At 70.5% G+C, this 25,350-nt stretch carries 26 protein-coding genes; 11 read left to right on the plus strand and 15 right to left on the minus strand.

Going from position 1 to position 25,350, the window contains the following annotated elements:
• Window positions 1-10 precede the first annotated feature (10 nt).
• From O7621_RS20985 to O7621_RS21010, 6 genes are all read right to left on the minus strand, one after another.
• Complete coding sequence (locus tag O7621_RS20985) at window positions 11-673, minus strand: TetR/AcrR family transcriptional regulator (RefSeq protein WP_282230827.1); 663 nt, start codon at window positions 671-673, stop codon at window positions 11-13.
• A gap of 84 nt (window positions 674-757) precedes the next feature.
• A complete protein-coding gene (locus tag O7621_RS20990) occupies window positions 758-2,293 on the minus strand; it encodes an AMP-binding protein (protein ID WP_282230828.1) in 1,536 nt (511 codons plus the stop codon).
• Between the two features lie 18 nt (window positions 2,294-2,311).
• Window positions 2,312-3,397 carry an LLM class flavin-dependent oxidoreductase gene (locus O7621_RS20995; RefSeq protein WP_282230829.1) on the minus strand — a complete coding sequence of 362 codons (1,086 nt, stop codon included), beginning with the start codon at window positions 3,395-3,397 and terminating at the stop codon, window positions 2,312-2,314.
• Window positions 3,394-4,275 (minus strand): SMP-30/gluconolactonase/LRE family protein, encoded by an 882-nt coding sequence (locus O7621_RS21000; protein WP_282230830.1) that lies wholly within the window; start codon window positions 4,273-4,275, stop codon window positions 3,394-3,396. The genes O7621_RS20995 and O7621_RS21000 overlap by 4 nt, the downstream gene beginning before the upstream one ends.
• Complete coding sequence (locus O7621_RS21005) at window positions 4,272-5,351, minus strand: LLM class flavin-dependent oxidoreductase (protein WP_282230831.1); 1,080 nt, start codon at window positions 5,349-5,351, stop codon at window positions 4,272-4,274. The genes O7621_RS21000 and O7621_RS21005 overlap by 4 nt, the downstream gene beginning before the upstream one ends.
• Before the next feature lie 6 nt (window positions 5,352-5,357).
• A complete protein-coding gene (locus tag O7621_RS21010) occupies window positions 5,358-5,906 on the minus strand; it encodes a flavin reductase family protein (protein WP_282230832.1) in 549 nt (182 codons plus the stop codon).
• Window positions 5,907-6,168: 262 nt separating this feature from the next.
• On the opposite strand from O7621_RS21010, the gene O7621_RS21015 reads away from it, so the two are divergent.
• The 6 genes from O7621_RS21015 (at window position 6,169) to O7621_RS21040 (ending at window position 11,090) form a co-directional block, all read left to right on the plus strand.
• The gene (locus O7621_RS21015) at window positions 6,169-7,254 is read left to right on the plus strand and encodes a thiamine pyrophosphate-dependent dehydrogenase E1 component subunit alpha (RefSeq protein WP_282230833.1); all 1,086 of its coding nucleotides are present in this window, start codon (window positions 6,169-6,171) and stop codon (window positions 7,252-7,254) included.
• Window positions 7,251-8,273 (plus strand): transketolase C-terminal domain-containing protein, encoded by a 1,023-nt coding sequence (locus tag O7621_RS21020; RefSeq protein ID WP_282230834.1) that lies wholly within the window; start codon window positions 7,251-7,253, stop codon window positions 8,271-8,273. The genes O7621_RS21015 and O7621_RS21020 overlap by 4 nt, the downstream gene beginning before the upstream one ends.
• 2 nt (window positions 8,274-8,275) lie before the next feature.
• The gene (locus O7621_RS21025) at window positions 8,276-8,518 is read left to right on the plus strand and encodes a lipoyl domain-containing protein (protein ID WP_282234675.1); all 243 of its coding nucleotides are present in this window, start codon (window positions 8,276-8,278) and stop codon (window positions 8,516-8,518) included.
• Entirely contained in the window at window positions 8,515-9,267 is a 753-nt protein-coding gene (locus tag O7621_RS21030) for a 2-oxo acid dehydrogenase subunit E2 (protein WP_282230835.1), read from the plus strand. Before O7621_RS21025 ends, O7621_RS21030 begins: the two co-directional genes overlap by 4 nt.
• 108 nt (window positions 9,268-9,375) lie before the next feature.
• Window positions 9,376-10,461 (plus strand): S-(hydroxymethyl)mycothiol dehydrogenase, encoded by a 1,086-nt coding sequence (locus O7621_RS21035; protein WP_282230836.1) that lies wholly within the window; start codon window positions 9,376-9,378, stop codon window positions 10,459-10,461.
• On the plus strand, window positions 10,461-11,090 hold the full coding sequence (locus O7621_RS21040) for an MBL fold metallo-hydrolase (RefSeq protein WP_282230837.1): 630 nt from the start codon (window positions 10,461-10,463) through the stop codon (window positions 11,088-11,090). The genes O7621_RS21035 and O7621_RS21040 overlap by 1 nt, the downstream gene beginning before the upstream one ends.
• A 25-nt stretch (window positions 11,091-11,115) precedes the next feature.
• On the opposite strand, the gene O7621_RS21045 is transcribed toward O7621_RS21040, so the two are convergent.
• From O7621_RS21045 to O7621_RS21070, 6 genes are all read right to left on the minus strand, one after another.
• The gene (locus O7621_RS21045) at window positions 11,116-12,159 is read right to left on the minus strand and encodes an ABC transporter ATP-binding protein (protein WP_282230838.1); all 1,044 of its coding nucleotides are present in this window, start codon (window positions 12,157-12,159) and stop codon (window positions 11,116-11,118) included.
• Window positions 12,152-13,201: an ABC transporter ATP-binding protein gene (locus O7621_RS21050; RefSeq protein ID WP_282230839.1), complete on the minus strand. Its 1,050-nt coding sequence runs from the start codon at window positions 13,199-13,201 to the stop codon at window positions 12,152-12,154. The genes O7621_RS21045 and O7621_RS21050 overlap by 8 nt, the downstream gene beginning before the upstream one ends.
• Complete coding sequence (locus O7621_RS21055) at window positions 13,198-14,094, minus strand: ABC transporter permease (protein ID WP_282230840.1); 897 nt, start codon at window positions 14,092-14,094, stop codon at window positions 13,198-13,200. Before O7621_RS21055 ends, O7621_RS21050 begins: the two co-directional genes overlap by 4 nt.
• 52 nt (window positions 14,095-14,146) lie before the next feature.
• Window positions 14,147-15,085 carry an ABC transporter permease gene (locus O7621_RS21060; protein WP_282230841.1) on the minus strand — a complete coding sequence of 313 codons (939 nt, stop codon included), beginning with the start codon at window positions 15,083-15,085 and terminating at the stop codon, window positions 14,147-14,149.
• A 69-nt stretch (window positions 15,086-15,154) separates the two neighbouring features.
• Window positions 15,155-16,702 (minus strand): ABC transporter substrate-binding protein, encoded by a 1,548-nt coding sequence (locus tag O7621_RS21065; RefSeq protein WP_282230842.1) that lies wholly within the window; start codon window positions 16,700-16,702, stop codon window positions 15,155-15,157.
• Window positions 16,703-16,941: 239 nt separating this feature from the next.
• Window positions 16,942-17,523 carry a sigma-70 family RNA polymerase sigma factor gene (locus tag O7621_RS21070; RefSeq protein ID WP_282230843.1) on the minus strand — a complete coding sequence of 194 codons (582 nt, stop codon included), beginning with the start codon at window positions 17,521-17,523 and terminating at the stop codon, window positions 16,942-16,944.
• A gap of 128 nt (window positions 17,524-17,651) precedes the next feature.
• On the opposite strand from O7621_RS21070, the gene O7621_RS21075 reads away from it, so the two are divergent.
• The gene (locus tag O7621_RS21075; RefSeq protein ID WP_282230844.1) at window positions 17,652-18,398 is read left to right on the plus strand and encodes a zf-HC2 domain-containing protein; all 747 of its coding nucleotides are present in this window, start codon (window positions 17,652-17,654) and stop codon (window positions 18,396-18,398) included.
• Window positions 18,399-18,555: 157 nt separating this feature from the next.
• On the opposite strand, the gene O7621_RS21080 is transcribed toward O7621_RS21075, so the two are convergent.
• Window positions 18,556-19,767, minus strand: coding sequence for an IS110 family transposase (locus O7621_RS21080; RefSeq protein WP_282230845.1), 1,212 nt, complete (start codon window positions 19,765-19,767; stop codon window positions 18,556-18,558).
• 224 nt (window positions 19,768-19,991) lie between these two features.
• Between O7621_RS21080 and O7621_RS21085 the strand changes: the two genes are divergently transcribed.
• From O7621_RS21085 to O7621_RS21095, 3 genes are all read left to right on the plus strand, one after another.
• Entirely contained in the window at window positions 19,992-20,216 is a 225-nt protein-coding gene (locus tag O7621_RS21085; protein WP_282230846.1) for a helix-turn-helix domain-containing protein, read from the plus strand.
• A 258-nt stretch (window positions 20,217-20,474) separates the two neighbouring features.
• Window positions 20,475-21,059 (plus strand): TetR/AcrR family transcriptional regulator, encoded by a 585-nt coding sequence (locus tag O7621_RS21090; protein ID WP_282230847.1) that lies wholly within the window; start codon window positions 20,475-20,477, stop codon window positions 21,057-21,059.
• A gap of 758 nt (window positions 21,060-21,817) precedes the next feature.
• Complete coding sequence (locus O7621_RS21095; protein ID WP_282230848.1) at window positions 21,818-22,444, plus strand: hypothetical protein; 627 nt, start codon at window positions 21,818-21,820, stop codon at window positions 22,442-22,444.
• Here the strand turns inward: O7621_RS21095 and O7621_RS21100 are convergent.
• The gene (locus O7621_RS21100) at window positions 22,435-22,803 is read right to left on the minus strand and encodes a hypothetical protein (protein ID WP_282230849.1); all 369 of its coding nucleotides are present in this window, start codon (window positions 22,801-22,803) and stop codon (window positions 22,435-22,437) included. The two genes, O7621_RS21095 and O7621_RS21100, sit on opposite strands and share 10 nt — an antisense overlap.
• Window positions 22,804-22,869: 66 nt before the next feature.
• The gene (locus O7621_RS21105) at window positions 22,870-23,352 is read right to left on the minus strand and encodes a DUF1707 domain-containing protein (protein WP_282230850.1); all 483 of its coding nucleotides are present in this window, start codon (window positions 23,350-23,352) and stop codon (window positions 22,870-22,872) included.
• A 270-nt stretch (window positions 23,353-23,622) separates the two neighbouring features.
• On the opposite strand from O7621_RS21105, the gene O7621_RS21110 reads away from it, so the two are divergent.
• Complete coding sequence (locus O7621_RS21110; RefSeq protein ID WP_282230851.1) at window positions 23,623-25,335, plus strand: hypothetical protein; 1,713 nt, start codon at window positions 23,623-23,625, stop codon at window positions 25,333-25,335.
• Window positions 25,336-25,350 lie beyond the last annotated feature (15 nt).

The raw sequence follows: 25,350 nt of genomic DNA on the forward strand, positions 1-25,350 counted from the left end.
CGGCCCACGGTCAGGACTTCGGTGCCAGACTGGACAAGGCCAGCTCGATGAAGATCTCGCCGAAGTCGGCCAGGCTGCGCGGCCCGTCCGGGTCGAACCAGCGGTAGGTCCAGTTGAACATCCCGACGATGCCGAGCACCGCCACGTTCGGGTCGACGTCGGAGCGGAACTCGCCGCTGGCCGCGCCGTCGGTGATCACCTTCGTCAACAGCCGGCCCCACAGGTCGGCGTTGCGCTGGATGTCGGTCACCTCGTCGCCGGTCATCACCTTGTGGATGTTCTCGCCGACGAAGATGAACAGCTCCGGGCGGCGTTGCATCGCGTGTACGTAGGCCCGCAGCCCCCGGGCGAGCTTCTCCCGGGGCGGCGTCGGCTCGGCGACGATCTGCTCCAGCTCCACGCGCATCTGCTCGATCGGCTGATGCAGCAGCGAGACGAGCAGCTCTTCCTTCGTGCCGACGTAGTAGTAGAGCGTGGCCCGGTTGATGCCGACCTCGGTGGCCACGTCCTCCAGGGTGGTCTGTGCGTAGCCGAGCCGCTGGAATACCCGGGCCGCCCCGTCCAGGACCTCCTGCCAGCGGGCGTCGGACTTGCGGCCGCTGGCCAGCCTGCGCTCCATCCGGCGACGGGCGATGTCGCTGGCTGCCGTCCGGTTGCGTTCCCGGGTCGCCACGGGCGCCACACTCCTCCAGCACGACCGACCAGAGTCGATCTATGAACAGTCGCGTTGATGATAGCGCAGCGCGTCGGACGGCAGTCATCGGGTACGCAGCGTCCGCTTGAGGACCTTGCCGCTGGCGTTGCGGGGCAGCGCTTCCTCGACCCGGAACACCGCCGGGATCTTGTATCCGGCGAGCCGGGTCCGGCAGTACTCCCGGACGGCGTCCTCGTCGAAGGTGCCACCGGGGTTGAGCACCAGGTGCGCCCGGACGATCTCGCCCCACCGATCGTCCGGCACCCCGACCACCGAGACCTCCTGCACCGTCGGCAGCTCCGACAGCACCTGTTCGATCTCGATCGGGTAGACGTTCTCCCCACCTCTGATGATCATGTCCTTTTTGCGGCCGGACAGGTAGAGGTAGCCCTCGTCGTCGCGCCAGGCCATGTCACCGCCGCGGAACCAGCCGTCGACCAGCACCCGGTCGGTCTCCTCCGGCATGCCGAGGTAGCCGGTCATCACCGCGTCGGACCGGGTGACGATCTCACCGACCTCACCGTCCGGGACCTCGTTCAGGTCGTCGTCGCACAGCCGCAGGTCGACGCCCATGCCCGGTTTGCCGATCGAGCCGAGCAGATGCTCGTTGCCGGCCAACGCACGGTGGTGGTCCTGCGGGGTCAGCACCGTCTGCAGACCGGCCTCGGTGCCGGCGCCGAACATGTTCATGAAGTCGCACCGGAACGTGTCCATCGCCCGGCGCAGCAGGGTCGGCGACATCGGCGCCGCCCCGTACGCGATGGACAGCAGCCGGTCGTAGCTGGCGTCGCGCACGTCCGGCTGCTGCAGCAGCATGTCGATCATCGTCGGGACCAGGAAGACGCCGTTGAGCACATCGCGGCGCAGCCACTTGAGGACGGTGACCGGATCGAACGCCGGCAGGATCAGCGACGGGAAACCGCGGGCCACCCCGGCCAGCACGTAGCCCATTCCGGCGACGTGGTACAGCGGGGCCGGCGAGTAGTGGAACGAGTCCGCCGGCAGCCGCCGCTCGAGGATGCACTGGAACACCAGGTGCTTGGTCATCCGCTGGTGGTGCATCACGCCCTTGGGCAGGGCGGTGGTGCCACTGGTGAAGGCCAGGCACATGAGTTCGTCGTCGCCGAACGGGGTGTCGATCTCGACGTCGTCACCGGCGGCCACCAGCTCCTCGTACCCCCGGTCGGCCACCGCGGTCTTCTCGTACGACACGGTGTAGCGCAGCGTCGGCACGTCGACCGACTCGATCATGGCGGCGTACCGCTCGCTGAAGAACAGCACCTTCGCCTCGGCGGTACGCAGCAGCATCTGCAGCTCCGGCTGGGCCAGCCGGAAGTTCAGCGGCACGTAGACCGCGCCGAGCTTCATGCAGGCCAGCAGGGTCTCCATGTAGCAGTGCGAGTCGGTGGCGAACAGCGCCACCCGGTCGCCCTTGCCGACACCCATCCGGCGCAGTTCGTTGGCGACCCGGTTGACCCGGCTGTTGACCTGGGCGAACGAGTACGAGTCGGTGTCGGTGACGAAGCAGGCCCGACCCGGCGTGTTCCGGGCGTGCAGCCGGACCCAGTCCGCCGCCCGGCTGGTGCGCTGCGTGGACATCAGTCACCCCCTCGGTACCTAGGAGAACTCGGGCAGCACGTGCTTGCCCAGCAGCTCGATCGACTTCATGACCTTCTCGTGCGGGATGTTGTACGGCTGGACGAGGCAGAGCAGCAGATCGGTCCCCACCGCCTCGTACCGTTTGGCCATCTCGACGCACTGATCGGGGTTGCCGACGATCACCGCGTCGTTGTCGAGCAGGTAGTCGAAGGTCAGCGAGTCCAGGTCGATCCCGCCGAGCAGCTTCCTGGCGTACTCGTAGCTGCCCAGCCGCGCGCCGTCCTTCCAGTCGCCGAGCTCGGCGACGGACTTCAGCGACGTCTGCACGTACCAGCCGAAGCAGTCCCGGGCCGCCGCGTACGCCTCCTCGGTGGTCTGGGCGCAGTGCACCTGCGTGAAGGTGGCGATCTGCTCGTTGACGTACGCCCCGACCGGTTTGGCGCGCCGGATTCCGTCCCGGTACCGGTTGAACCGTTTGACCAGGGTCTCCGGTGCGGCGGCCACCGAGAACGACAACAGCCCCAGACCTTTCTCCCCGATCAGCTCGTGGCTGTCGGCGCTGGACGAGGCACCCCACAGCGGCGGGTGCGGGCGCTGCATCGGCTTGGGCACCACCCCGCGCGGCGGCAGCTTGAAATGCTCGCCGTCCCAGGAGAACTCATCCTGGGTCCAGCAGCCCATGATGACCTCCAGCGCCTCCTCCCACATCGGCCGGGTGTCGGTCGGGTCGATGCCGAACCCTTCCAGCTCGGTCCGGGTGCCGGAGCGGCCGGTGCCGAACTCCAGGCGGCCGCCGGAGAGCACGTCGACGGTGGCGGCAGCCTCGGCGGCGCGCACCGGATGGTTGTACGGGAACGGCAGCAGCCGTACGCCGTGCCCGATCCGGATGTTCTTCGTCTTCGCGGCGATCGCGCCGTAGAGCACGCCCGGCGCCGACGAGAACGAGTACTCGTCGAGGAAGTGGTGTTCGACGGTCCAGACGCTGTGGAAGCCGAGCTTGTCAGCGAGCACGATCTGGTCGAGGACGTTCTGGAACGCGACGTAGGCGCTGCGGTCGTCCCACGGGCGGGGCACCGCGATCTCGTACATCAGGGCGAACTTCATCCGATGTCTCCCTCGTGCAACGGGTACGCCGCCACGCCCAGGTCGTACGCGACCAGTTCGCCGGTCATCGAGAAGGTGACGTACAGCTGACCGTCGCCGATGCAGCAGTTGGTGGGCTGGGCGCCGGGTGGGGTGTCGATGGTGTCGCGGACCGAGCCGTCCGGTCCGATGACCACGACGACGTGCCCGACGCTGCCGCACACGTACAGGTTGCCGTCGGTGTCGAAGCAGAAGCCGTCCGGTGCGCCGGCGGGCAGCTTGGCGAAGACCTGCGGGTCGCCGAGTCCGCTACCGGGCGTGTGGTCGAACACCAGGATCCGCCGGGTCAGCGACTGGGCCAGGTACAGCCGTCCGTCCGGGCCGAACGCGATGCCGTTGGGCATCGCGGGGACCTCGGCGACCTGCTGCACCGCGCCGTCGGCGGACACCGCGACGATCCGGCCAGGCTTGAGGTCGCGCAGGTTCTCCCAGTTGTGCGAGTCGGTGACGTACAGCCGGCCGTCGGGGCCGAAGCACAGGTCGTTGGGCCGGTGCGGGGCCGGACCGGGCAGGTCGGCGGTGACCGTGCTCACGGTGCCGTCGACGGCGACCTTCTGCACGCGGCCGTCGAACGGTTCGGGCGCGTGCCAGTATCCACCGGTCCGGGTGGCGGACAGGCCACCGTTGTTGGCGACGTACACCGCGCCGCCGGCGCCCCGCGCGCTGCCGTTGGGGCCGCCGCCGAGGTCACCGAGGGTGGACCGGCTCCCGTCGGCGTCGACCCGGGTCAGCCGCTGGCCCTGCATCTCGACCACGGCGACCGCGCCGTCGCCGAGGTGGCTGGGGCCCTCCGGGAAGTCGAGGCCGCCAGTGACAACCCGAGGTGTCCAGGAGGTCACGACGTCACCTGCGCCGGGTCGAGGGCCTTGAGCCGGGGCATCACCTCGGCGGCGAACAGCCGCAGGTTGTGCTCGGCGGTCTGCGGCGACATGCCGGCGAACGAGAAGACCCCGTTGAACCCGTCGTTGCCGACTTTGGACCGGATGTCGACGATCCGCTCGTAGCACTGCTCCGGGGTGCCCCAGATCTGCAGTTCGATGAAGTTGTCGACGACCCGGTCGGAGCCGTGTTTCTGGATGGACCGGGCCAGTTTCTGGTAGTACTCGTAGCCCATCGTGGTGTCGAAGTGCCGGCCGCCGAGTTCGTAGTGGTTGAGCACGTACTCGTAATAGCCGCCGATGTACTCCTGGGCCATGTCGCGGGCCTTGATCGGGTCCTCGTCACAGCAGACCCAGCCGGTGACCAGCGGGGCGGGCGCGTCGACGCCCTTGAGTTCCTTGAAGGTGGCCCGGTAGGCGTCGAGGTCGTCGGCCACCTCCATCCAGTCCTTCTGCGGGTTGATCAGGATGCCGGCACCGACGTCGGCCATGATGCGCACCGACTCCGGGGAGACGGCGGCGGCGTAGAGCCGGTCCCGGAAGCCGCGCGTCGGGCGGGGCCGCAGCTCACGCCGGGGAATGGTGTAGTACTTGCCCTCGTACTCCAGCACACCGGTCTCGAGGGCCTGCATGATGATCTGCGCGGCCTCGACGAAGCGCTCCCGCGACTCGCCCATCGGCACCCGCATCCCGTCGAACTCGATGCGGCCCAGGCCACGTCCCATGCCGAAGACGAACCGGCCGTTGGAGATGATGTCGAGCACGGCGACCTGTTCGGCCACCCGCACCGGGTCGTGCCAGGGCAGGATCACCGCACCGGAGCCGAGCTGCACCCGTTCGGTGCGCCCGGCCAGGTAGGTGAGGAACTGCAGGACGTCGGGGCACATGGTGTACGAGGTGAAGTGGTGCTCCACGCCCCAGATGGCGTCGAACCCGAGCGGCTCGGCGAGGTCGGCGAGCCGCAGCTCGTTGTGGTAGATCTCCTCGTCGGTCGCGTTCTCGTGACCTTCGAAGATGCAGGTCATCCCTACACGCATCAGGCTTCAGCCTCCAGTGGACGGATCGGGGGCGGCGTCGGGTGCCGCGAGCTGCTGGTACCGGCCATGGCAGAAGACCAGCGGTCGGCCCTGGGCGCGGACGTCGAGGTTGCGCACCCGGCCCAGTACGAACAGGTGGTCGCCGGCCGGGTGGCAGCGCTCGAAGACGCAGTCGAACCAGGCGAGCGCGCCGTCGATCACCGGCGATCCGGTCTCGGCCGCCGGCCGCCAGTCGACGCCGTCGAACTTGCGACCACCGGATCGGGCGAAGCCGCGGCACAACTGCTCGTGCTCCTCACCGAGCACGTTGACGCAGAACGTCCCGACCGGGACCATCAGCGGCCAGGTGCTCGAGGTGCGGGCCGGCAGGAAGCCCACCAGGGGCGGGTCGAGCGACGCGGAGACGAACGAGCCGACGGTCAGACCGACCGGCCCCTGCCGGGTCATCGCGGTGACCACCGTCACGCCGGTGGGCACGTGACCCATCACGTGCCGGAAGCGCTCGGTGGTGAAGGGATTGATCCGGGCCGGGCGGATCGGGGTGTCGACCACCATCTACCTCGCCTCCAACATCCTCGGGGTTCCCGGTCGGGCGGACTCGATGACATGCACGTCACCGCTGATGTTGACGGAAGGCTAGCACCGCACCGGACCGCGCGTCAACAGCAGTGCTGACAATCCAAATCGACCCCGCCCGAGCGTTCCGCAACGCGGCCGACTGTGTTAACACTAGTGTTTACGCGATGGTCGGTCCGTCCCCGACCTGCGGCGACGACGCGGGCCGCGACCGCCGACGCAAAACACGGAGGAGATCGAGATGGAGCTGGCAACGCAGCGGGCACCCGACCCGGCGGACATCGACCCGGGCCCAGCCGACTCCGGCCCCGGCTTGGTCGACCCGGATCCCGACCTGGCGGACGTCGACCCCGACCTGGCGGTGGAGATGCTGCGCCGGATGCTACGCATCCGGCGGTTCGAGGAAGCCACCATCGACCTGTTCCACGCCGGCGAGCTACCCGCCATGGTGCACCTGAGCATCGGCCAGGAAGCCGCGATCGTGGGCGCCTGCCTGGCCACCGGCACCGACGACTACATGACCGGCAACCACCGCTCACATGGTCATCCGATCGCCAAAGGCGCCCGGCTGGACCGGCTGATGGCCGAACTGCTGGGCCGAGCCGGCGGCGTCTGCAGAGGCAAGGGCGGCAGCATGCACCTGGCCGACTTCTCCGTCGGCAGCCTTGGCGAGTCCGGCATCGTCGGCTCCGCCATCCCGGTCGCCACCGGCGCCGGACTCGCCGCCGACGTCCTCGGCGACGGCCGGATCTGCCTGTGCTTCTTCGGCGACGGCGCCGCCAACGAGGGCGTCTTCCACGAATCGCTGAACCTGGCCGCCGTCTGGAAGCTCCCGGTCGTCTACCTGTGCGAGAACAACGGGTACGCGGTCAGTGTGCGCGCCGACGACCTCACCTCGGTGCCGGACATCGCCACCCGGGCGGTCGCGTACGGCATCCCCGGAGTGGTGGTCGACGGCCAGGACGTCACCGCCACCTACCGGGCGGTCGCCACCGCGGTCGCCCGGGCCCGCGCCGGCGACGGACCCAGCATCGTGGAGGCCAAGACCTACCGCTTCCACGAACACGCGTACGGCCTGAAACTGCGCGAGGCGTACCGCGAGGACGCCGAGGTCGGCACGTGGAGCGCCGACCGCGACCCGATCAGCCTGTTCACCGCCCGGCTGCTCGCCGACGGGCGAACCGACCCGGCCCGGCTCGACGCGGTGCGCGCCGAGGTCGACACAGAGGTCACCGAGGCCGTCGAGTTCGCCCGTAGCAGCCCCTACCCGGAGCCGGCCGAGGCCTACCGGGACCTGTACCACGAACCGGAAGGAGCCCACGCGTGAGCGCGGACACCGCTGCGGCGCCGACCCGGCGCCGCAGCGCCGAACTTGGCTTCCTGCAAGCCATCCAGCAGGCCCAGCAGGAGGAGATGGCCCGCGACGAGCGGGTCGTCCTGATGGGTCAGGACCTGCGGGCCAACGTCTTCGGCGCGGCCGCCGGCTTCCTCGCCGAATTCGGCCCGGCCCGGGTACGCGACCTGCCGCTGTCCGAGGCGGCCAGCGTCGGCATGGCCGCCGGCGCCGCGATGGCCGGCCTGCGGCCGATCGTCGATTTGACCGTGGCCAGCTTCATGTTCGGCGCGATGGACCAGTTCATCAGCCAGGTCGCCAAGAGCCGCTACATGTTCGGCGGGCAGGCCCGCCTGCCGGTGGTGTACCGGCAGGCGCTCTACTACCACGGCGGCACCGCCGCCCACCACGCCGACCGCCCCTACCCGATGTTCATGAACGTCCCCGGGCTGAAGATCATCGTGCCCAGCAACGGACCGGACCTCAAGGGTCTGCTCAAGACAGCCATCCGCGACGACAACCCGGTGCTGTGCTTCGAGGACGCCAACCTGTGGGGCCGCCGCGGCCGGGGGCCGGCACCGGCCGACGACGAGCACCTGGTCCCGTTCGGCGTCGCGGCGATTCCCCGGGCCGGCACCGACGTGACCGTGATCGGCATCGGCGGCGGGGTGAGACTCGCCCTCGATGCCGCCGACCAGCTCGCCGCCGACGGCATCTCCGTCGAGGTCGTCGACCCACGCACCCTGGTCCCGATGGACTGGCCGACCATCGTCGCGTCAGTGGCCAGGACCGGCCGCGCCGTCGTCGTCGACCCGGCCAACCGCACCTGCAGCGCGGCCAGCGAGATCGCCGCCCACCTGGTCGAGGAGGCGTTCGACGCACTACGTGCCCCGGTCCGGCGGGTCACCACCGACGACGTCCACGTGCCGTTCAGCCCGGCCCTGGAAAAGCAGATCTACCCGTCGACAGAGAAGATCGTCGCGGCGGTACGCCGCACGCTCGGAGAGAGGTGAGCATGGAGACCGAGGTGCGTCTGCCGCAGTTCGGCATGGGCATGTCCGAAGCCGAGGTGATGCAGTGGTACGCCGCCGACGGTGACCGGGTCGAGGAGGGCGCCGACCTAGTCGAGGTGGAGGCGGAGAAGGCCCGCGAGGTGCTCGCCGCCCCGGCCAGCGGCACCCTGCGGATCACCGCCCAGCCCGGCGACGTCGTCGAGGTCCGTACCGTCCTCGCCGTCATCGTCGGCGAGACGCCGTGACCGGCCCGCCCGCCCGGACCGGGACCGGGACCGGGACGACAGTCGCCGCGCCCGCCGACCCCCGCGGGCCCGGCGAACTGGTCCGCCCGGACGGACTGCGCCGCCGGATCGCCGCCCACATGGTCAGATCCGTCACGACCAGCCCGCACGCGGCGATGGCCGTCGAGGTCCGCTTCGACGCCGTCGAAGCCGACCGGGCCGCCCACGGCGACCGACCCCCCGGGATGCTCGCCTACCTGGCCCGGGCCACCGCGCAGGCGTTGACCGAGTTCCCGATGCTGAACGCCAGCTGGGAAGAGGCCGGGATCCGGGTCTTCGAGCAGGTCAACCTCGGTATCGCGGTCGACCTGCGGCACGCGGGCCTGGTCGTGCCGGTCGTGCACCGCGCCGACGAACTCGACCTGACCACCCTGCACGACCGGATCACCGACGTCACCGCCCGCGCCCACCAGCGCCGGCTCGGCGTCACCGACATGGCCGGTGGCACCTTCACCATCTCCAGCCTGGGCCGGTCCGGCACTCTGTTCACCGTCCCCGTGATCAACCAGCCGCAGGCCGCCATCCTGTCCTTCGACAGCGTCGCCGACCGGCCGGTCGTCGTCCGCGACGGCGACCGGCCCCGACTGGACATCGGCCGGGTCGCCGTGCTGACCGCGTCGTTCGACCACCGGGTCCTCGACGGCGCCTACTGCGCCGCCTTCCTCAGTCGGGTCCGGCACCTGGTCGAATCGGTCGCCGACCAGCGGTAGACGTCACCACCACCAGGGGATACGGCTGGCGGGACGGTTCCCCGCCGGCCCGCCCGGCGGTAGGTTCGGACCGGACCTGTGTGACGACGATGTTCCAGGAGGGTTCCGATGAGCCAACACGTCCGGGGTGTGATCTCCCGGAGCACCGGTACGCCGGTCGAGGTCGCCACGATCGTCGTACCGGACCCCGGCCCGGGCGAGGCGGTGGTGCGGGTACAGGCCTGCGGTGTCTGCCACACCGACCTGCACTACCGTGACGGCGGCATCAGCGACGACTACCCGTTCCTGCTCGGCCACGAGGCGGCCGGCACCGTCGAACAGGTCGGCGACGGGGTGACCGACGTCGCCCCCGGCGACTTCGTGGTGCTGAACTGGCGTGCCGTCTGCGGCACCTGCCGGGCCTGCGTCCGGGGCCGCCCCTGGTACTGCTTCGCCACCCACAACGCCACCCGGAAGATGACACTGACCGACGGCACCGTGCTCTCCCCCGCGCTGGGCATCGGCGCCTTCGCCGAGAAGACCCTGGTACACGCCGGCCAGTGCACCAAGGTGGACCCGGCGGCCCGGCCGGCCGCCGTCGGCCTGCTCGGCTGCGGAGTGATGGCCGGGCTGGGAGCCGCGATCAACACCGGCGGCGTCGGCCGCGGCGACTCCGTCGCGGTCATCGGTTGCGGCGGAGTCGGCGACGGCGCGATCGCCGGGGCCGCCCTGGCCGGTGCGACGACCATCATCGCCGTCGACACCGACCCCCGGAAACTGGACTGGGCGCGCGGCTTCGGCGCCACCCACACTGTGGACGCCCGGCAGACCGACGTGGTGGAACGGATCCAGGAGCTCACCGGCGGGCTCGGCGCCGACGTCGTCATCGACGCGGTCGGCCGCCCGGAAACCTGGAAACAGGCGTTCTACGCCCGGGACCTGGCCGGCACCGTCGTCCTGGTCGGCGTACCGACCCCGCAGATGCGCGTCGAACTGCCGCTGCTGGACGTGTTCGGTCGCGGCGGCGCGCTCAAATCCAGCTGGTACGGCGACTGCCTGCCGTCGCGCGACTTCCCGATGCTGACCGAACTGTACCGGCAGGGCCGCCTCGACCTCGACGCCTTCGTCACCGAGGAGATCCCGCTCGACCAGGTCGAGCAAGCCTTCGACAAGATGCACCACGGCGACGTGCTCCGCTCGGTGGTGGTGTTCTGATGTCCACCCGGATCGACCACACCGTCACATCCGGGACGTTCTCCCTGGACGGGCAGACCTTCGATGTCGACAACAACGTCTGGGTGGTCGGCGACGACACCGAATGCGTGGTGATCGACGCCCCGCACGAGGTCGAGGCGATCCGCGCCGTCGTCGGCGCGCGTACCGTCCGGGCGATCGTCGCCACCCACGCCCACGACGACCACGTACGGGTCGCGGCGCGCCTGGCCGACGAGACCGGCGCGCCGGTGCTACTGCACCCGGCCGACCAGGTGCTCTGGGACCAGGTCCACCCGCGGCGGCCGCCGGACGCCGCGCTGGCCGACGGGCAGCAGCTCACCGTCGGCGGCACCACGCTGCGGGTCCTGCACACCCCCGGGCACAGCCCCGGTGCCTGCTGCCTGTCCGCGCCCGAGCTGGGCGTGGTGTTCACCGGCGACACGCTGTTCGCTGGCGGCCCGGGAGCCACCGGCCGCTCCTACAGCGACTTCGGCACGATCATCGCGTCCATCCGCGACCGGCTGTTCACCCTGCCGGACGACACGATCGTGCACACCGGACACGGCGACAGCACCACGATCGGCGCCGAACGGCCGCACCTCGACGAGTGGATCGCCCGCGGCCACTGACCGGCATTTCGCGACCGGTGCCGCGTCACCCGGCCGCCGTCGCGGGTCCGACGCCGGCCGCCAGCGACGCCGGCAGCGGCCGGCCGCCGAGCGCCGGACCATCGGTCTGCAGGTGACACGAGACGTGACCGCCGTCGTCCACCGGCACCGCCGCCGGCATCTCGACCCGGCAGCGGTCCAGCACCAGCGGGCAGCGGGTATGGAACGGGCAGCCGGACGGCGGCGCGACCGGGCTGGGCAGCTCACCGACCGGCGACGCGGCCCGCACGCCGCGCCGGCGGCGCCGGGCCGCGCCCGGCACGGCGGCGAGCAACGCCCGGGTGTACGGGTGGGCCGGTGCGGCGAACACCCGCGCGGTCGGCCCGGTCTCCACCACCCGGCCCAGGTACATGACCGCCACCCGGGCCGCGACATGCCGTACGGCGAGCAGGTTGTGGCTGATGAACAGCAGGGCCACCCCCCGTTCCCGCTGCAACACCCGCAACAGCATGAGGATCTGGTTCTGGGTCGACACGTCCAGCGCGCTGGTCGCCTCGTCCGCGACGATCAGCCGGGGGTCGAGAATCATCGCCCGGGCCAGCGCGAGCCGCTGCCGCTGCCCGCCGGAGAACTCGTGCGGGTAGCGGTACAGGTGCCGCTCGTCCAACCCGACCTGACGCAGCGCCGCAGCTACCCGGGCGGCCCGCTCGGCGTGCCCGTCGCCGGTGTGCACCCGCAGTGGTTCGGCGAGGCTGTCCAGCACACTCATCGACGGATCGAGCGACGAGTACGGATCCTGGAAGACCATCTGGAACCGGGGCCGCAGCGGGCGCAGCTGACGGCTGGACATCGCCCCGATGTCGCGGCCCTCGAACAGCACCTGGCCCCGGGTGGGGCGGATCAGCCGGACTGCGGTACGACCGAGGGTGGACTTGCCGCAGCCGGACTCGCCGACCAGTCCCACCGTCTCGCCCGGCGCCACGGTCAGGTCCACCCCGCGTACCGCCTGCACCGGCGCGGCCCGGCGGCCGAACAGCGACCGGCCCGGGAACGTGACGTGCAGGTCGGAAAGGCGCAGTAGATCACTCATCGGTCATCGCCTCCGGGTCGAACAGGCAACGGCTCGCGTGTCCGTCGGCCGTGCGGCGCAGCACGATCGGTCCGCTGCGACAGGCGTCGCGGGCGTACCGGCAGCGCGGCTGGAACCGGCAGCCGGACGGCAGTTCGTCCGGGCCGGGCGGGGCACCGGGGATCCAGGTCAGTTCGCCGTCGACGGCGGCGTCCGGCGCGGCGGCCAGCAGTGCCCGGCTGTACGGATGGCGGGGACCGGCGAGGAAGGTGTCGATGTCGCACTCCTCGACGACCTGGCCGGCGTACATCACCACCACCCGATCGCACACTTCGGCGACCACCCCGAGGTCGTGGGTGACCAGCAGGACGGCCAGCCCGAACCGGTCGCGCATCTCGTGCAGCAGATCCAGGATCTGCGCCTGTACGGTGACGTCCAGGGCCGTCGTCGGTTCGTCAGCGACGAGCAGTTTCGGCTCGCAGGCCAGCGCGATGGCGATCAGGACCCGCTGCAGCATCCCGCCGGAGAACTCGTGCGGGTACGCCCGGGCCCGGGACCGGGCGTCCGGCACGCCGACCAGGTCGAGCAGTTCGACCGCCCGGTCGGCGGCCGCCCGGCGGGACAGCCCCCGGTGCCGGCGTACCGACTCGGCGATCTGCTCGCCGACGGTGAACGCCGGGTGCAGGCTGGACATCGGCTCCTGGAAGATCATGGAGATCTGGTCGCCGCGGACGTCCTCCCAGCCCCGACGGGACAACCGGTACAGGTCGGTCCCGTCGAGCCGGACCGTGCCGCCCCCGACCCGCAGGTCCCGGGGCGGCAGCAGCCCCATCAACGCCAGCGCGGTGGTGCTCTTGCCGCAGCCCGACTCCCCGACCAGCCCGACGGTCTCACCTGCGGCCACCTCGAACGACACTTTGTGAACGAGGTCGGTCCAGCCGCCGGCGGCGGCGGCGCTACCCACCGCGACGGTGAGGTCGGTGACCTGCAGCACCGCGACGGTGACCGGCGCCGGTTGAGCGGTGCTCCTGGCAGATTCGGTGCTCCTGGCGGGTGTGGTCAACGTGGGCTCCTGGATTCGCGGCCGAGCGAGTCACCGACGCCGTCGGCGAGCACGTTCGTGGCCAGCACGGTCAAGGTGATCACCGCGCCGGGGGCGACCGCCAGCCACCAGGCGGTGTCGATGTACGGCAGCGCCCGGCCGAGCAGCGCGCCCCAGCTCGCGTCCGGCGGCTGGACACCGAGCCCGAGGAAGCTCAGACCGGCCTCAGCGAGCATGGCGAACCCACTGGCCACCGCCACCTGCACGACGACCGGGCCGGTGATGTTCGGCAGCACGTGCCAGCGGACCAGCCGACCCAGCGGGGTGCCGATGACCCGCGAGGCGTCGATGTACGTCTCGTGGTAGACCTGCAGGACACTGGTGCGGGTCAGCCGGGCGAACCGCGGCACGAACACCACGCCGACGGCGATCATCGCCTGGCTGAGCCCCGGGCCGAGCACGCCGATCACGCCGATCGCCAGCAGCAGCGGCGGAAAGGCCATCACCCCGTCGACGATCCGCATCAGCAGCCCACCGGGCAACGCCGGCAGCAGCACCGCGAGCAGCCCGATCGGCACTCCGAAGCCGACCCCGACCGCGAGGGACTGCAGCACGGCCAGCAGCGACGGCCGGGCGCCGACGATGAGCCGGCTCAGCAGGTCCCGGCCCAGGTCGTCGGTGCCGAGCAGGTGCCCGCCGGTGGGTGGCTGCAGCACCGCGCCAAGATTCTGCGCCAGTGGGTCGTGCGGCGTCAGCCGGCCACCGAACACGGCGAGCAGCGCCACGACGAGCAGGTATCCGGCGGCCAGCAGGGCACCCGGGTGCCCGGCGAACCGACGCAGGAACCGCCAGCGGTGGCGGCGCTGCGACGGTGTCGACGAGGTGCCCACGGCCGGCGTCGCTGTGGCGGTCACGGTCGCCTCCCTTCCTGTTGGTCGCAAGGATGTGGGTCGGGGCAGGTGCGAATCACCGGGTCTTCGGGGCGAGCCATGCCTGGGCGACGTCGGCGAGCATGTTGGCCAGCACGATGGCGACGGTGCTGACCACCACGATGCCCTGCACGACGGTGAGGTCGTTGCCGATCACCGAGCTGACCGCGAGCGCCCCCACTCCGGGGATGGTGAACGTCTGCTCGATGATCACGGCGGCGCCGAGCAGCAGCGCCACCTGGGTGGCGAGTACGGTCACCACGGGCGCGGCGGCATGTTTGAGGGCGTGCCTGCCGAGCACCGCCCGGTAGCGCAGTCCTTTGGCGGTGGCGGTACGGACGAAGTCGCGGTGCAGGGTGTCGAGCATCGACCGGCGCAGTTGCCGGGCCACCTCCGCGCCGGCCGAGGCACCCAACGCGATGGCGGGCAGCGTGATGTGGCGCAGCCAGCCCGCCGGATCCTCGCTGATCGGCGTGTAGCCGATGGTCGGGAACCAGCCCAGCCGGATCGAGAAGGCCAGCATGAGCAGCAGGCCGAGCCAGTAGCCGGGAAAAGCGATGCCGACGGTGGCGATGGCCCGGACCAGCTTGTCCGGCCAGCGGTTCGGGTGCAGGGCGGCGAGGATGCCGGCCGGTACGCCGAACAGAACCGCGACGACCAGCGCGGCAAGGGTCAGCGCCAGGGTCACCGGCATCCGCTCCAGGATCAGCTGGGTCACCGAGTCGTTGTTGAAGATCGAGTTGCCGAGATCGCCCCGGACCGCGTCGGTGAGCCACCGCCAGTACCGCACCGGCCACGGCTCGTCGAGGTTGAGCCGGTCCCGGGTGAGAGCGATCTGTTCGGCAGTGGCGTTCTCCCCGGCGATCCGGACCGCCGGGTCACCGGGGACGAAGATCGCGATGCCGTGCACCACGAGTGTGACGAACAGCAGCAGCGGCACCATGGTCAACAGGCGCCGGCCGACGAGTCCGATCATGTCCTCACCATGCCTGGTCCGGGTCGTGCCGGGTGGGCGGCCGCTGCCGCCCACCCGGCACGACGACGATCAGTCGGCGACGCCGACGCCGGGGAACTCCAGCTTGCCGGAGAGCCAGTTCTCCAGGCCCACCACCTTGTCGCTGTACGCGACGTTGCTGTACGGGAAGTAGAGGACGACGTCGAGGGCGTCGGTGGTGATCTGGGCCGACAGTTGCCGGGCCAGTTCCTGCCGCTGCGTCTCGTCCGTGGTGGCCTGCAGGTCCTGGTAGAGGGCGGTCACCTCGGGCGTGGTCACTTTGCCCGGGTTGGCGAAACCGTTCTCGGCGAAGACCAGCCCGACGGTCTGTGACGGATCCGGCCGGCCGGTCCAGTTGATCGCTCCGGCGTCGCCCTGGCCTTCGACGTAGAAGGAGTTGGCGAAGTTGACCGTCTGGGTGATCTCGACATTGAGACCCACCTCCGCCAGCTGTGCCTGCAGTGCCTCGGTCAGCTGGGTGTACGCGGGGGCGTTCTGGTTGATGAACTCCAGGGTGTGGCCCTCGGGTACGCCGGCCTCGTCGAGCAGCTGCCGGGCCCGCTGTGGATCGTAGGGGTACAGGTCGGCGACGGACTCGTCGTGGGCGAAGTACCCGCTCGGGAACGGCTGGACCGCCGGCTCGCCGAGGTCGAACAGCAGGCCGCTGACCAGGTCCTCACGGTTGATCGCATGGTTGATCGCCCGCCGTACCCGCACGTCGTCGAGGTACTCGCGGGACAGGTTGAGCTGCAGGTGGTAGAACTGCAGCACCGGGGCGGAGTCCACCACCAGACCGGCCGACTCGGCCGCGGCGACGTTCGCCGCGTCCAGGATGGTGGCGTCGATCGAGTCGGTCCGCAGCGCGTTGAGCCGCTGCTGGGAGTCGGTGATGCTGGTGAACTCCATCCGAGCGGCGGCGGCCGCGTCCGGGTCCCAGTAGTCGGGGTTGCGCTCGTATGTCGCGCTGGAGCTCGGCTGGTACTCGGTGACCCGGTACATCCCGGTGCCCACCGGATTGCGGGCCAGGTCGGCGTCGAACGCCGCCGGGCTGGCGATGGCTCCGGCACGGTCGGTCAGGATGTAGGGCAGGGCACTGTTGACGGCGTTGAGGTTGAGGTCGACGTGTGTGTCGTCGATGATCTCGACCGAGTCGATGACGGCGAGTTCGCTGGCGACGGCCGACCCCTCCACCGTCTTCGCCCGGTCGATGTTGGCTTGCACGGCGGCGGCGTCGAACGCGGTGCCGTCGTGGAAGCTGACATTCTCCCGCAGGGTCAGCGACAGGGTGCGGCCGTCATCGGAGAAGGACCATTCGGTCGCCAGGCCGGGGACGAGCTCGGCCGACGAGTTGAGGTGGATGAGCCGGTCATATACGGGAAAGAGCCAGACGTTGTTGCCGGCTCCGGGCGATTTGTGCGGGTCAAGGGTGTCGATTGGCAGGGTGTCTGCGAAGCGGAAGGTGGCGTCGGGGTTGGCAGTGCCATCCGAAGGACTACTGTCCGTGTCCGTGTCACCGCCTGACGAGCAGGCGGCAGTCAGGATCACCGCAACGCCAATCACCGCCGCGTGACGCCACAACCTGGTGTGGGCCTTCTGCATGCTGGCCTCCGTCGACGTCTTCGTTGGTGTTGACGAAGCCTTGCACTTCACGTTTGTTAACGCAAGAGGTCGACGCTGAAACAAGCCCGCGACGAACGGCCGGGCCAGCAGGACCCGGACACGCAGGGGGTGGCCGGCGGGGCGAACGTGCCGGGTTCAGCCCGGCGGGTGCCGCGAGACCATCAGGACTGGCGGACGAACGCCGCCGACTCTGTCCCGCGGGACAGGGGCACGAGGGATCAGCTGATCGCTCGTAGCTGCCGGCCGGACTGCCGCCCCGACTCCGTCATTGCGGCGACCAGGTCCTCGCGGGCCCGAGCGACCCGGGACCGGATCGTCCCGACCGGGCAGTCACAGACCTCGGCGGCCTCGGCGTAGCTCAACCCGAGCACCTGGGTCGCCACGAATGCCTCCCGGCGGTCGGCGGCCAGGCCGGCCAACAGCTGACGCAGCGCCACGACTTCTTCGAAGCGTGGGCCGGCGACCGCAGCCTCGGCCACCGCCTGCCAGTCGGCCAGGTCGGCGACCCGGGGCCGCACCACGACGGCGCGGATATGGTCGACGGCGACCCGCCGGGCAATGGAGAGCAGCCAGGTACGCGCGCTGGAGCGCCCAGCGAAGCGCGGCAACGACCGCATCGCCCGCAGGAACGTCTCCTGGGCGAGGTCCTCCGCCTCGGTGTTGTCCACCAGATGGGTGAGGAACCTCTGCACCTGACCTTGGGTGGCCCGGACGAACGACGTGGCGGCCGCCCGGTCACCGTCGCGGGCCGCGAGGGCCCAACGGGTGATCTGGGCGTCGTCCGGTGCGGCGTGCGGCATGCCTGGAAGGGTATCCGGCAATCCTCCCCCGCCATAGCCCACCCGCCCGGGGTGGCGCCTGCCCGGCCAGGCACCACCCCGGTGGGAACCGTCCCGGCGGCCGGACCGACTATTGACATGTGGGGTGCGTGGACTTTCGTGAGCTGCTGTCGGCCGAACTCGACGGGGAAACCGACGCCGCCGAGTCGGCCGCGGCGCGGGACCATCTGACCGGCTGCGCCGGGTGCCGGGCCTGGTACGCCGACGCCGAGGTGGTTACCAACCTAGCCCGCCGTACCGGCCCGGAACCGGTCGGCACCGTCGGCGAGTCGGTGCTCGACGCACTAGCGCCGCCCCGACGGCTGACCGCGGCCCGGGTCGCCCTGCTGCTGCGGTACGCCCTCGGCGTCCTCGGAATCGCGCAGTTCCTGCTCGGCGCGGCCCAGATCGGCGGCGTCGCCGACGGCCATCTGCATGTTCCTGATCCGGTCGGTGGGACCGCACCCAACCACCTGTGGCACGAGTCCGCGGCCTGGAACGTCGCCCTCGGCGCCGGCTTCGTGTGGATCGCCGTCCGGCGCACCCGGCCGGCCGGGATGCTGCCGACCCTGACCGCGTTCGTCGCGGTGCTGGCGCTGCTGTCGGTCAACGACGTCATCACCGGGCGGGTCGACTATCCGCGGCTGCTCAGCCACGGTCTGGTCGTCGCTGGATATCTGCTCATCCTGACGCTGCGCCGACGCGGTGGCGACCCGGACACGTCACCGGGGGACGCCGGCCGCACCCGGTCACGCTGGCGCGTCGAACTCGACGACGAGCCACCAGCGACCAGCCCGACACCGTTGCGGGTGGTCCGGGGCGGCGCGGCCAGCATCCGCCGGGACCGGGCGGCCTGATCCGTCGGCCCGGGTGCCGTTGATCTGACAACCCGGCCGGTCAACCTCCGCTCCCGCTGGCGGGACATGGTGACGACGGACCAGCCTCCGGCTCCGCCCGGGAGGATCCGCAACGACACCACCGTCCAGAACCGGCCAGGGAGTTTCAATGATCGTGTCAAGCCGCGTTTGCGGTGAGCGGTGGTGAGTCATGGAACTCGCGGCCGTCGCGCAGCAGTGCCCAGATGACATCGATCAGCCGGCGGGCCAGGGCGATCAGCGCCTGGGTGTGCAGCTTGCCCTCGGCACGTTTGCGCTGGTAGAACACCCGCGACGGGCCGTCCGGCCTGATCGCGGACAGGGCGGCCATGTAGAACACCCGGCGCAGGCCACGGTGGTAGCGCTTGGGGCGGCGCAGGTTGCCGCGTATCCGGCCGGAGTCGCGGGGTACCGGCGCCAGACCGGCGTAGGCGGCCAATCGGCCGGCGGTCTCGAACGCGGCGGGCAGGTCGCCGCCGGTGTCGGCGAGCAGCTGGGCCCCGAGGATCGGCCCGAAGCCGGGCACGCTGGTGATCCGCGACGCGTGGGGATGCTCGGCGAACCGATCGGTCAGTTGCTTGTCGAGGTCCTTGATCTCTCGGTCCAGGTCCAGCAGCTGCTCGGCCAGCCGGGCGATCAGCGGTGCGGTGGTGGCCTCGGTGGGCAGCGCGATGGTCTGCGCGGCCGCGGCGGCCAGGGCCTTGTCCACCATGGCCGGGATGCCCTTGGGCCAGGCCCCGCCGGCCAGCAGATGCGCCGTGACACCGTCCGCTCCGGCGTCTCGGATGCTCTGCGGGGTCTGGAACCCGGTCAGCAGGACCAGCGCCGAACGGGTGGAGTAGTCGAACGACGCCTCCAGGGCCGGGAAGATCGAGGCGAGCAGGGCCCGCAGCCGGTTGATGCCGCGTACCCAGTCGCCCATCAGGTCCTCCCGGCGTGCGGTGAGCACCCGCAGATCGGCAACGACCTGGTCGGGGCTGGTGATCGCGGTCAGGTCGCGACGCAGCCGGGCGGTCTCGGCGATGGTGAACGCGTCCTTGGCATCGCTTTTGCCTTCCCCGGCGAACGCGCCGGCCATCCGGTTGACCAGCCGGCCGGGCACGTACAGCACCCGCGCCTGACCGGCGAGCAGCACCGCCAGCAGCAACCCGGCGGTGCCCGAGGTCATATCCAGAGCCCACCGCACCTGCTCGGCGGCCTTGCCCGCCCGGCCGATCAACGCCTCGATATCGGCCTGGCTGTTGACCAGCCGTTTACTGAACACCACCTTGCCGGTCTCATCGACCGCGCAGGCGTGGTGATGGGTCTTGCCCACATCGATACCGACCCAGATCATCTCGCGGACCTTCACCGGGCCCGTCCTCCCCTCCTACACCTCGACCCCGTGGACGACCCCGCCAGCAGCTCCATAAACAGCGACCCACGCACAGATTTCAATCAGCAGCCGGGGCGTCCAGAACGGCAGGGCGGCCACTCCCACGAGGCCACCTCACGGCAAGCAGTCATCAGCCACACCCTGCGCTCCGGGGATCTGAGGTACCAACCCCAGACGATCAACAACCTTATGGAGCAGCCATGCCGGCCACCCCGCCCGCCGAGCGTCCGACGAACGCCCAGATCGTCAACCGGTACCTCGCCGGAGCGCCGATCCGGCGCATCGCCGCCGAGCTCGGCGTGTCGTACAGCTACGTGCACCGGCGACTGCACTTCTCGGGCGTGCCCATCCGTGGTCGCGGCGGACGCCGCTCCGATCCGACCGTCCATGCTGACCATACTCCTGAGTATCAGGACAGCGACTGAGTCTCAGGACAGCGTCGCAAGCGCCGATCAAGACACACTGGACTGGGTCGCGACGCATACGGTTAATCGTCTTGCCTGGGTCCTAGACTGACGGACGTACCTCCTCCGCCCCACAGGATGACCGCCCGGTCACCGATCACATTGGTCAGAGAGCCACCATGGTTGACTGCCGAATCCGGCTGGATCCGCCAGGCCGGCTCGTCGCGGAAGGTGCCAAGCAAGTGTCCGCTTCACCGCTACACGACCAGGGAGACAATGGTGACTTCCCGCAGCCGACGAGAGCAGATACTCCACCGGGCTGGCGCGCTGTTCGCCAGCCGAGGCGTCGCCGGCACGACCGTCCGCGAGATCGCCGACGACGTGGGCATCTTGTCCGGTAGCCTCTACCACCACTTCGAATCCAAGGAGGCGATGGTCGACGAGATCATCTCCAGCTACCTCGCCGACCTACGCGCCCGCTATCAGCAGATACTCGACGGGCCGGACGGGCCAGACGACCAGCTGCGGCAACTCATCCGGGCCTCGCTCGAGTGTGCCGCCAGCCACCCGCACGCCACCGAGATCTACCAGAACGACGCGAACTACCTGCGTGGTCTACCCCGGTTCGGCTACCTGAAGGGCGTGGCCAAGGAGGTGGAGAGCGTCTGGCTCACCGTCATCGACGCCGGCCGCCGGGACGGCACTCTGCGCTCCGACATCGACCCGAAGACCTTCTACCGGCTCACCCGCGATGCAGTGTGGCTCACCGTGCGATGGTTCCGGCCGGGCGGCAAGTACTCGCTGAACCGGCTCATCACCGACTGCACCACCCTCTTCCTGGACGGCATCGCCGCACGCCGCTGATCAGCGGCGCTCCGGCCGGCCCGGCGATGCGCCGCGGTCTACTGGGTGGTTGAGCAACGCTCCCGCCAACCGCTGCGCCACAGCCGCCGGTCGGCCGATCCAGCTCTGATGTTCCACTGCGGACACTTTCCTTGGTGAGTAGCTGATGGACGTTCGCGTTCATCAGCTGACGGCCGTCCACACAACCTCTAGAGCATCCTAGGAGGCTGGTTGGCTGTCCGTCCCGCCTATGCCGCACGCGCCCGATCCTCGGCGCCGCACGGCATGCGGACTACCGCCCGACCGGCATCGGCCATCCACAAAGCGTTACGGAGAGTCGCCAGACCACTTCGTCGAGGGCGGCAGTGGTCGGGGATCGACCACCGGCCCGGTACATCGGCGCACGCTACCGGCAAGGTCACAGCGGTTCGGAGAAACGCGACAGTGCATGAGCCTTTAAAGCGTGTTCACACCGAGTCATGTCGATCAGGTCCTCGGCAACGCGGCAGGAGCTTACGATATCTGGCGGAGCGCCTGACATCTTCGCTGATCGTCGGGAAGACGACTCGACTCGGCATCCCCCACCTCCTGGTCCGCAATATCCGAATAGGCACCAGGCATCGACCCCTGCCGCGCCCGGTCATCAGGGAAGTATCGTCGGCCGAGCAACGTCACGACCTGTCCCGGCGATCAGAGGCAGTTCCAATAATGCGGTACGAGTTCCGGTGAGCGGCACGGGCCGCAGCTCGCGCCTGCCACCAGCCGGTACGGCGGGTACCGTGACGGCGTACCGAAGGGGTGATCCGATCTGGATCCACCGTACCGGGGCCTGGCGGCCCGGAGTGGTGCTCAACCTGTCCGACACCGCGGTCACCGTCCGGTACCGGGTCACCGGTGCGGAGGGCACCGGCGTGGACACCGTGGTGCTCGGCCGCCCCGAACTCGCGCCCCGCGCCGACCGGCGGCCACCGCCCGAACCCGTGCGTGCCGCCCGAGCGGCGCGGCCCGCGACCGTTCCGGGCCCACCGAGCGGACGCGCCACGACACCGACCTGCCGCCCGGAACGCGATCCGCCCCGGCGTCCCCAGCGCCAACCGGCGGCACGCATCCGGCCTGCGCCGGCCGGTCGACCCGCCCCACCAGCCAACGGGCCCATGGTTGATCGACTGGTCTCCGACGGCGTGGTCGAGCTGCGGGTCCTGGTCCGATCACCGGGTGGCCGGCCTGCCGAACTACCGCTGCGCTGTGCCGTGGACCGGCGTACCGGCACGGTCGCGCTGCGGCTACCCGACGGCCGCACCGGACAGTTCGACCTCACCTTGGCGCGGGCGGCCAGCATGATCCTGCATGAAGCGGTACTGACCTGCCTCGACCCACAGGAGCTGCGTCTCTGGATTCAACGGTGATCACGAGCGGCATCTGCGCCACTGTGCTGGTCCGCGGCGATGACCAGCTGCGCCCGACCCGGTTCCGCCGAGGTCACCGTCACGGTCAGCGAACCGACCCCCGCACTCTGCCCGACCGGGATGTGATAGGGCTGTTCGGCGTAGACCACGGTCACCGATCCGGCGACGAGATCCCGGAATTCCATCTGGTGATCGAGAATCTCCACGCTTGCAGTTTCGGTTGTCTTGACGGCGACCGTACAACTGTTGTTTCGGCATTTCGCGCTGGTCGCGCTGCAGGCAGTCAGACACAGCAGCAGAACAAGGAGGACCCCGGCATGTCGGGCCGTTCGTGACGGGCGCATGTCATCGACGATCACATCTATCCGCGACGACCGGACTCGGCCGGCCCATAGATGGCACTTTACCGGGAGACGGCCGGGCGATCAGTTGACGACGAGCAGCAGGACGACACTCAGCACGGACCCGACCACGCCGACCGAGCCGATCACGATCGCTGCCAGCGCCCTGCCCCGCTGGTCTGGAACCCGTCGGCCCGGACCCGCCAGAACGATCGCTGCGACAGCCGGTACCGCGCCAGCGCCGTAGCAGGCGGCGAACGGCAGCGACGCGACGGCTATGACCAAGGCAGCAGAGGTACGCCGGGCCCGGGCCCGGTCGGCGACCGACGACCCGACGACCGGCGTACCAGGGTCCCAGTGGAACCGCCGCGGCAGATCGGCCAGTTGCGCGATGAGCTCCCCCGACGTTGTCGCCGCGGTCGCCTCGACCAGCCGCCGCTCGTACTCGATGAGGTCCAGATAGCCCTCACCGAGCGCCTGGGCGAGCAGCTCGACGACGTGGTTGCGCTGCGCGTCACCGACCCGCTCGTCACCGACCCGCTTGCTCACCCCGTCGTTGCCTTCCACAGTGTTTCCGAGGCTACTCCATCTGACGGTCTCCGCAGGTCACGCTGGACCAGCGGGCCAGGATCCCGCATGATGGCTACGTTCGGTACGCAATCCGGCACGGATGGTCCGGCCAACGGTAAGCAGGCCAGTACCCCGCTCTTCAGGACTCCGGTGGAAAGTCGTGGCACCTCTCCGGGGATGCAGCAGACCGGATTCCTCTTCCTTTGAAAGAGGACGTCAAGGGGGTCCGTCGGCATGACGCCCAGGTGTGGCAGGACGTGGCCGCTGATGTTGGTCGCGGTCGCACTCGCCGCGCTCGGCGCGGCCACCGGCGGGATGCTGGCCCTGGCGTACCGTCCCATCGGGCTGGCGTACCTGGACGTGCTGACCCGTTGCCCGCCCTTGGCCAGCGACCAGACGATGTGCCGGACCGAGATGACCTGGGCCGTCGGCGCCCTGATGACCGCCGGGGCGGCGATCGCGCTCGGCGGCGGCCTGGCCGGGACACTGGTCACGGCGGTACGCGCCCAACGCCGGATCGCCCGGTTAACCCCGGCTTCTCCACTGGCCGAGGCGCGTTTCGAGGAACTCTGCCGGCAGCACAGCTTGGTCGGTTCCCACCGGCCCCGGTTGCGGATTGGCGGCCATCGGACGGACAGCATCGCCGGGCCGGGCCAGAGGGCGGCGGTCGTGCTGCCGGCGGCGGCGGTCCGACAGCCGTTGGTTCCGGTGGTGTTCGACCCACTCGTCCGCACCGAACTGGACCGGATCGCCTCCGGCCTGAGCACTCGCCGCGGTGTGCTGCGCGGCTGGCCGTGGCTACTAACCTCGGTGAGCGCCGCACTGGCCGCAGCGGCCGCGGTCACCGGACCAGGGCCCGGCACGCTTGCCGGGTCGACGACCCGCGTGCTGCTGTTGGCCGCCGCCGTCGCCGTCCTGACTGTCGGATTACGCCGCGGCCCGGGCGGGACGCGCGGCGCCCGGGCAGTGGCCTGGTGCACCGTGCCAGCCGCCGGAGTGATCGCCGGGGCAGGGGGCCAGGCCGGGGCGTCCGTCCTGTGGCACCTGGCACCCGCCGCGGGAGACTGGCTGGTCGCCGGCGCCGCGCTGGCACCCGCTCTGCTGGTCCTGGCCGGTTTGCTGCCAGCGCTGACCGCTGGACGGTCCAGCGCGGCCGGATCGTGGGGCACAGCTGCTGTCCCGGCGATGTTGGCCGGAGTAGTCGCCGGTCTGCTCGCCTTCCCGGTGGGCACCGCGGCCGCGCCGAATCTCGCCGCGCCGCTGCTGGTCCAGCCGTCGCCCGCCGTACCGAACACCGGATCCGATCCGCGCGGCGAATCCGACCCGGACCGCGCCCGCCGTGCCCGTCCGGATGGCCCGAGGACCGTCGGTCCCGTCCCGGTCGACACGACCGTGGCGGACCGGGCCGCCCGAGCCGTCGAGCTCGTGCTCGGCCCGGCGTGGCGGGCGGATCCGCTCCCGCCACCACCACCGGCCGGGAGTCGACCGGCCGGCTGTCAGCCGTCGATCGTCAACGACTACCTGCGCCGGGCGGCCGCCGGACGTACCGGGCAGGGCGTGGCGCGCTACGCGACGCTTGCACCGGGCGGAGGTGGGCTCGGCCGGACCACCCTGCAGATCGACGTCGTGTCGTACCGGCGGGAAGCGATGTCCTCGACGCGGCCGGTGGAGATGGTCTTCGCCGCGATCGAACGGGCCGGCGCGGCCTGTCGGGAGTTCACCGACGGACGATCCGGGCTACGGGTCCAGTCGCTGCCCCGCGCGGCACCGGCCGTCGGCGATCGCGCCTTGCGGATGGACCTGGTACGGACGCTCGGCCGCGGTGCCGGACGGGTCACCGCGACGACCGCACTGGCTGTCGTACAGGTCGACACCACGCTGGTCGTGGTGTCGATGACCGCGTCGCTGGCCGTCGTCGACGGGGAACTGTTCGAGCAGGCCATACAGCGGACGGTGGCCGCGCTGGTGACCGAGCGGTGAGCCGGGTCCAGCCTG

This window comes from Solwaraspora sp. WMMD937, assembly GCF_029581175.1.
GTDB lineage: Bacteria > Actinomycetota > Actinomycetes > Mycobacteriales > Micromonosporaceae > Micromonospora_E.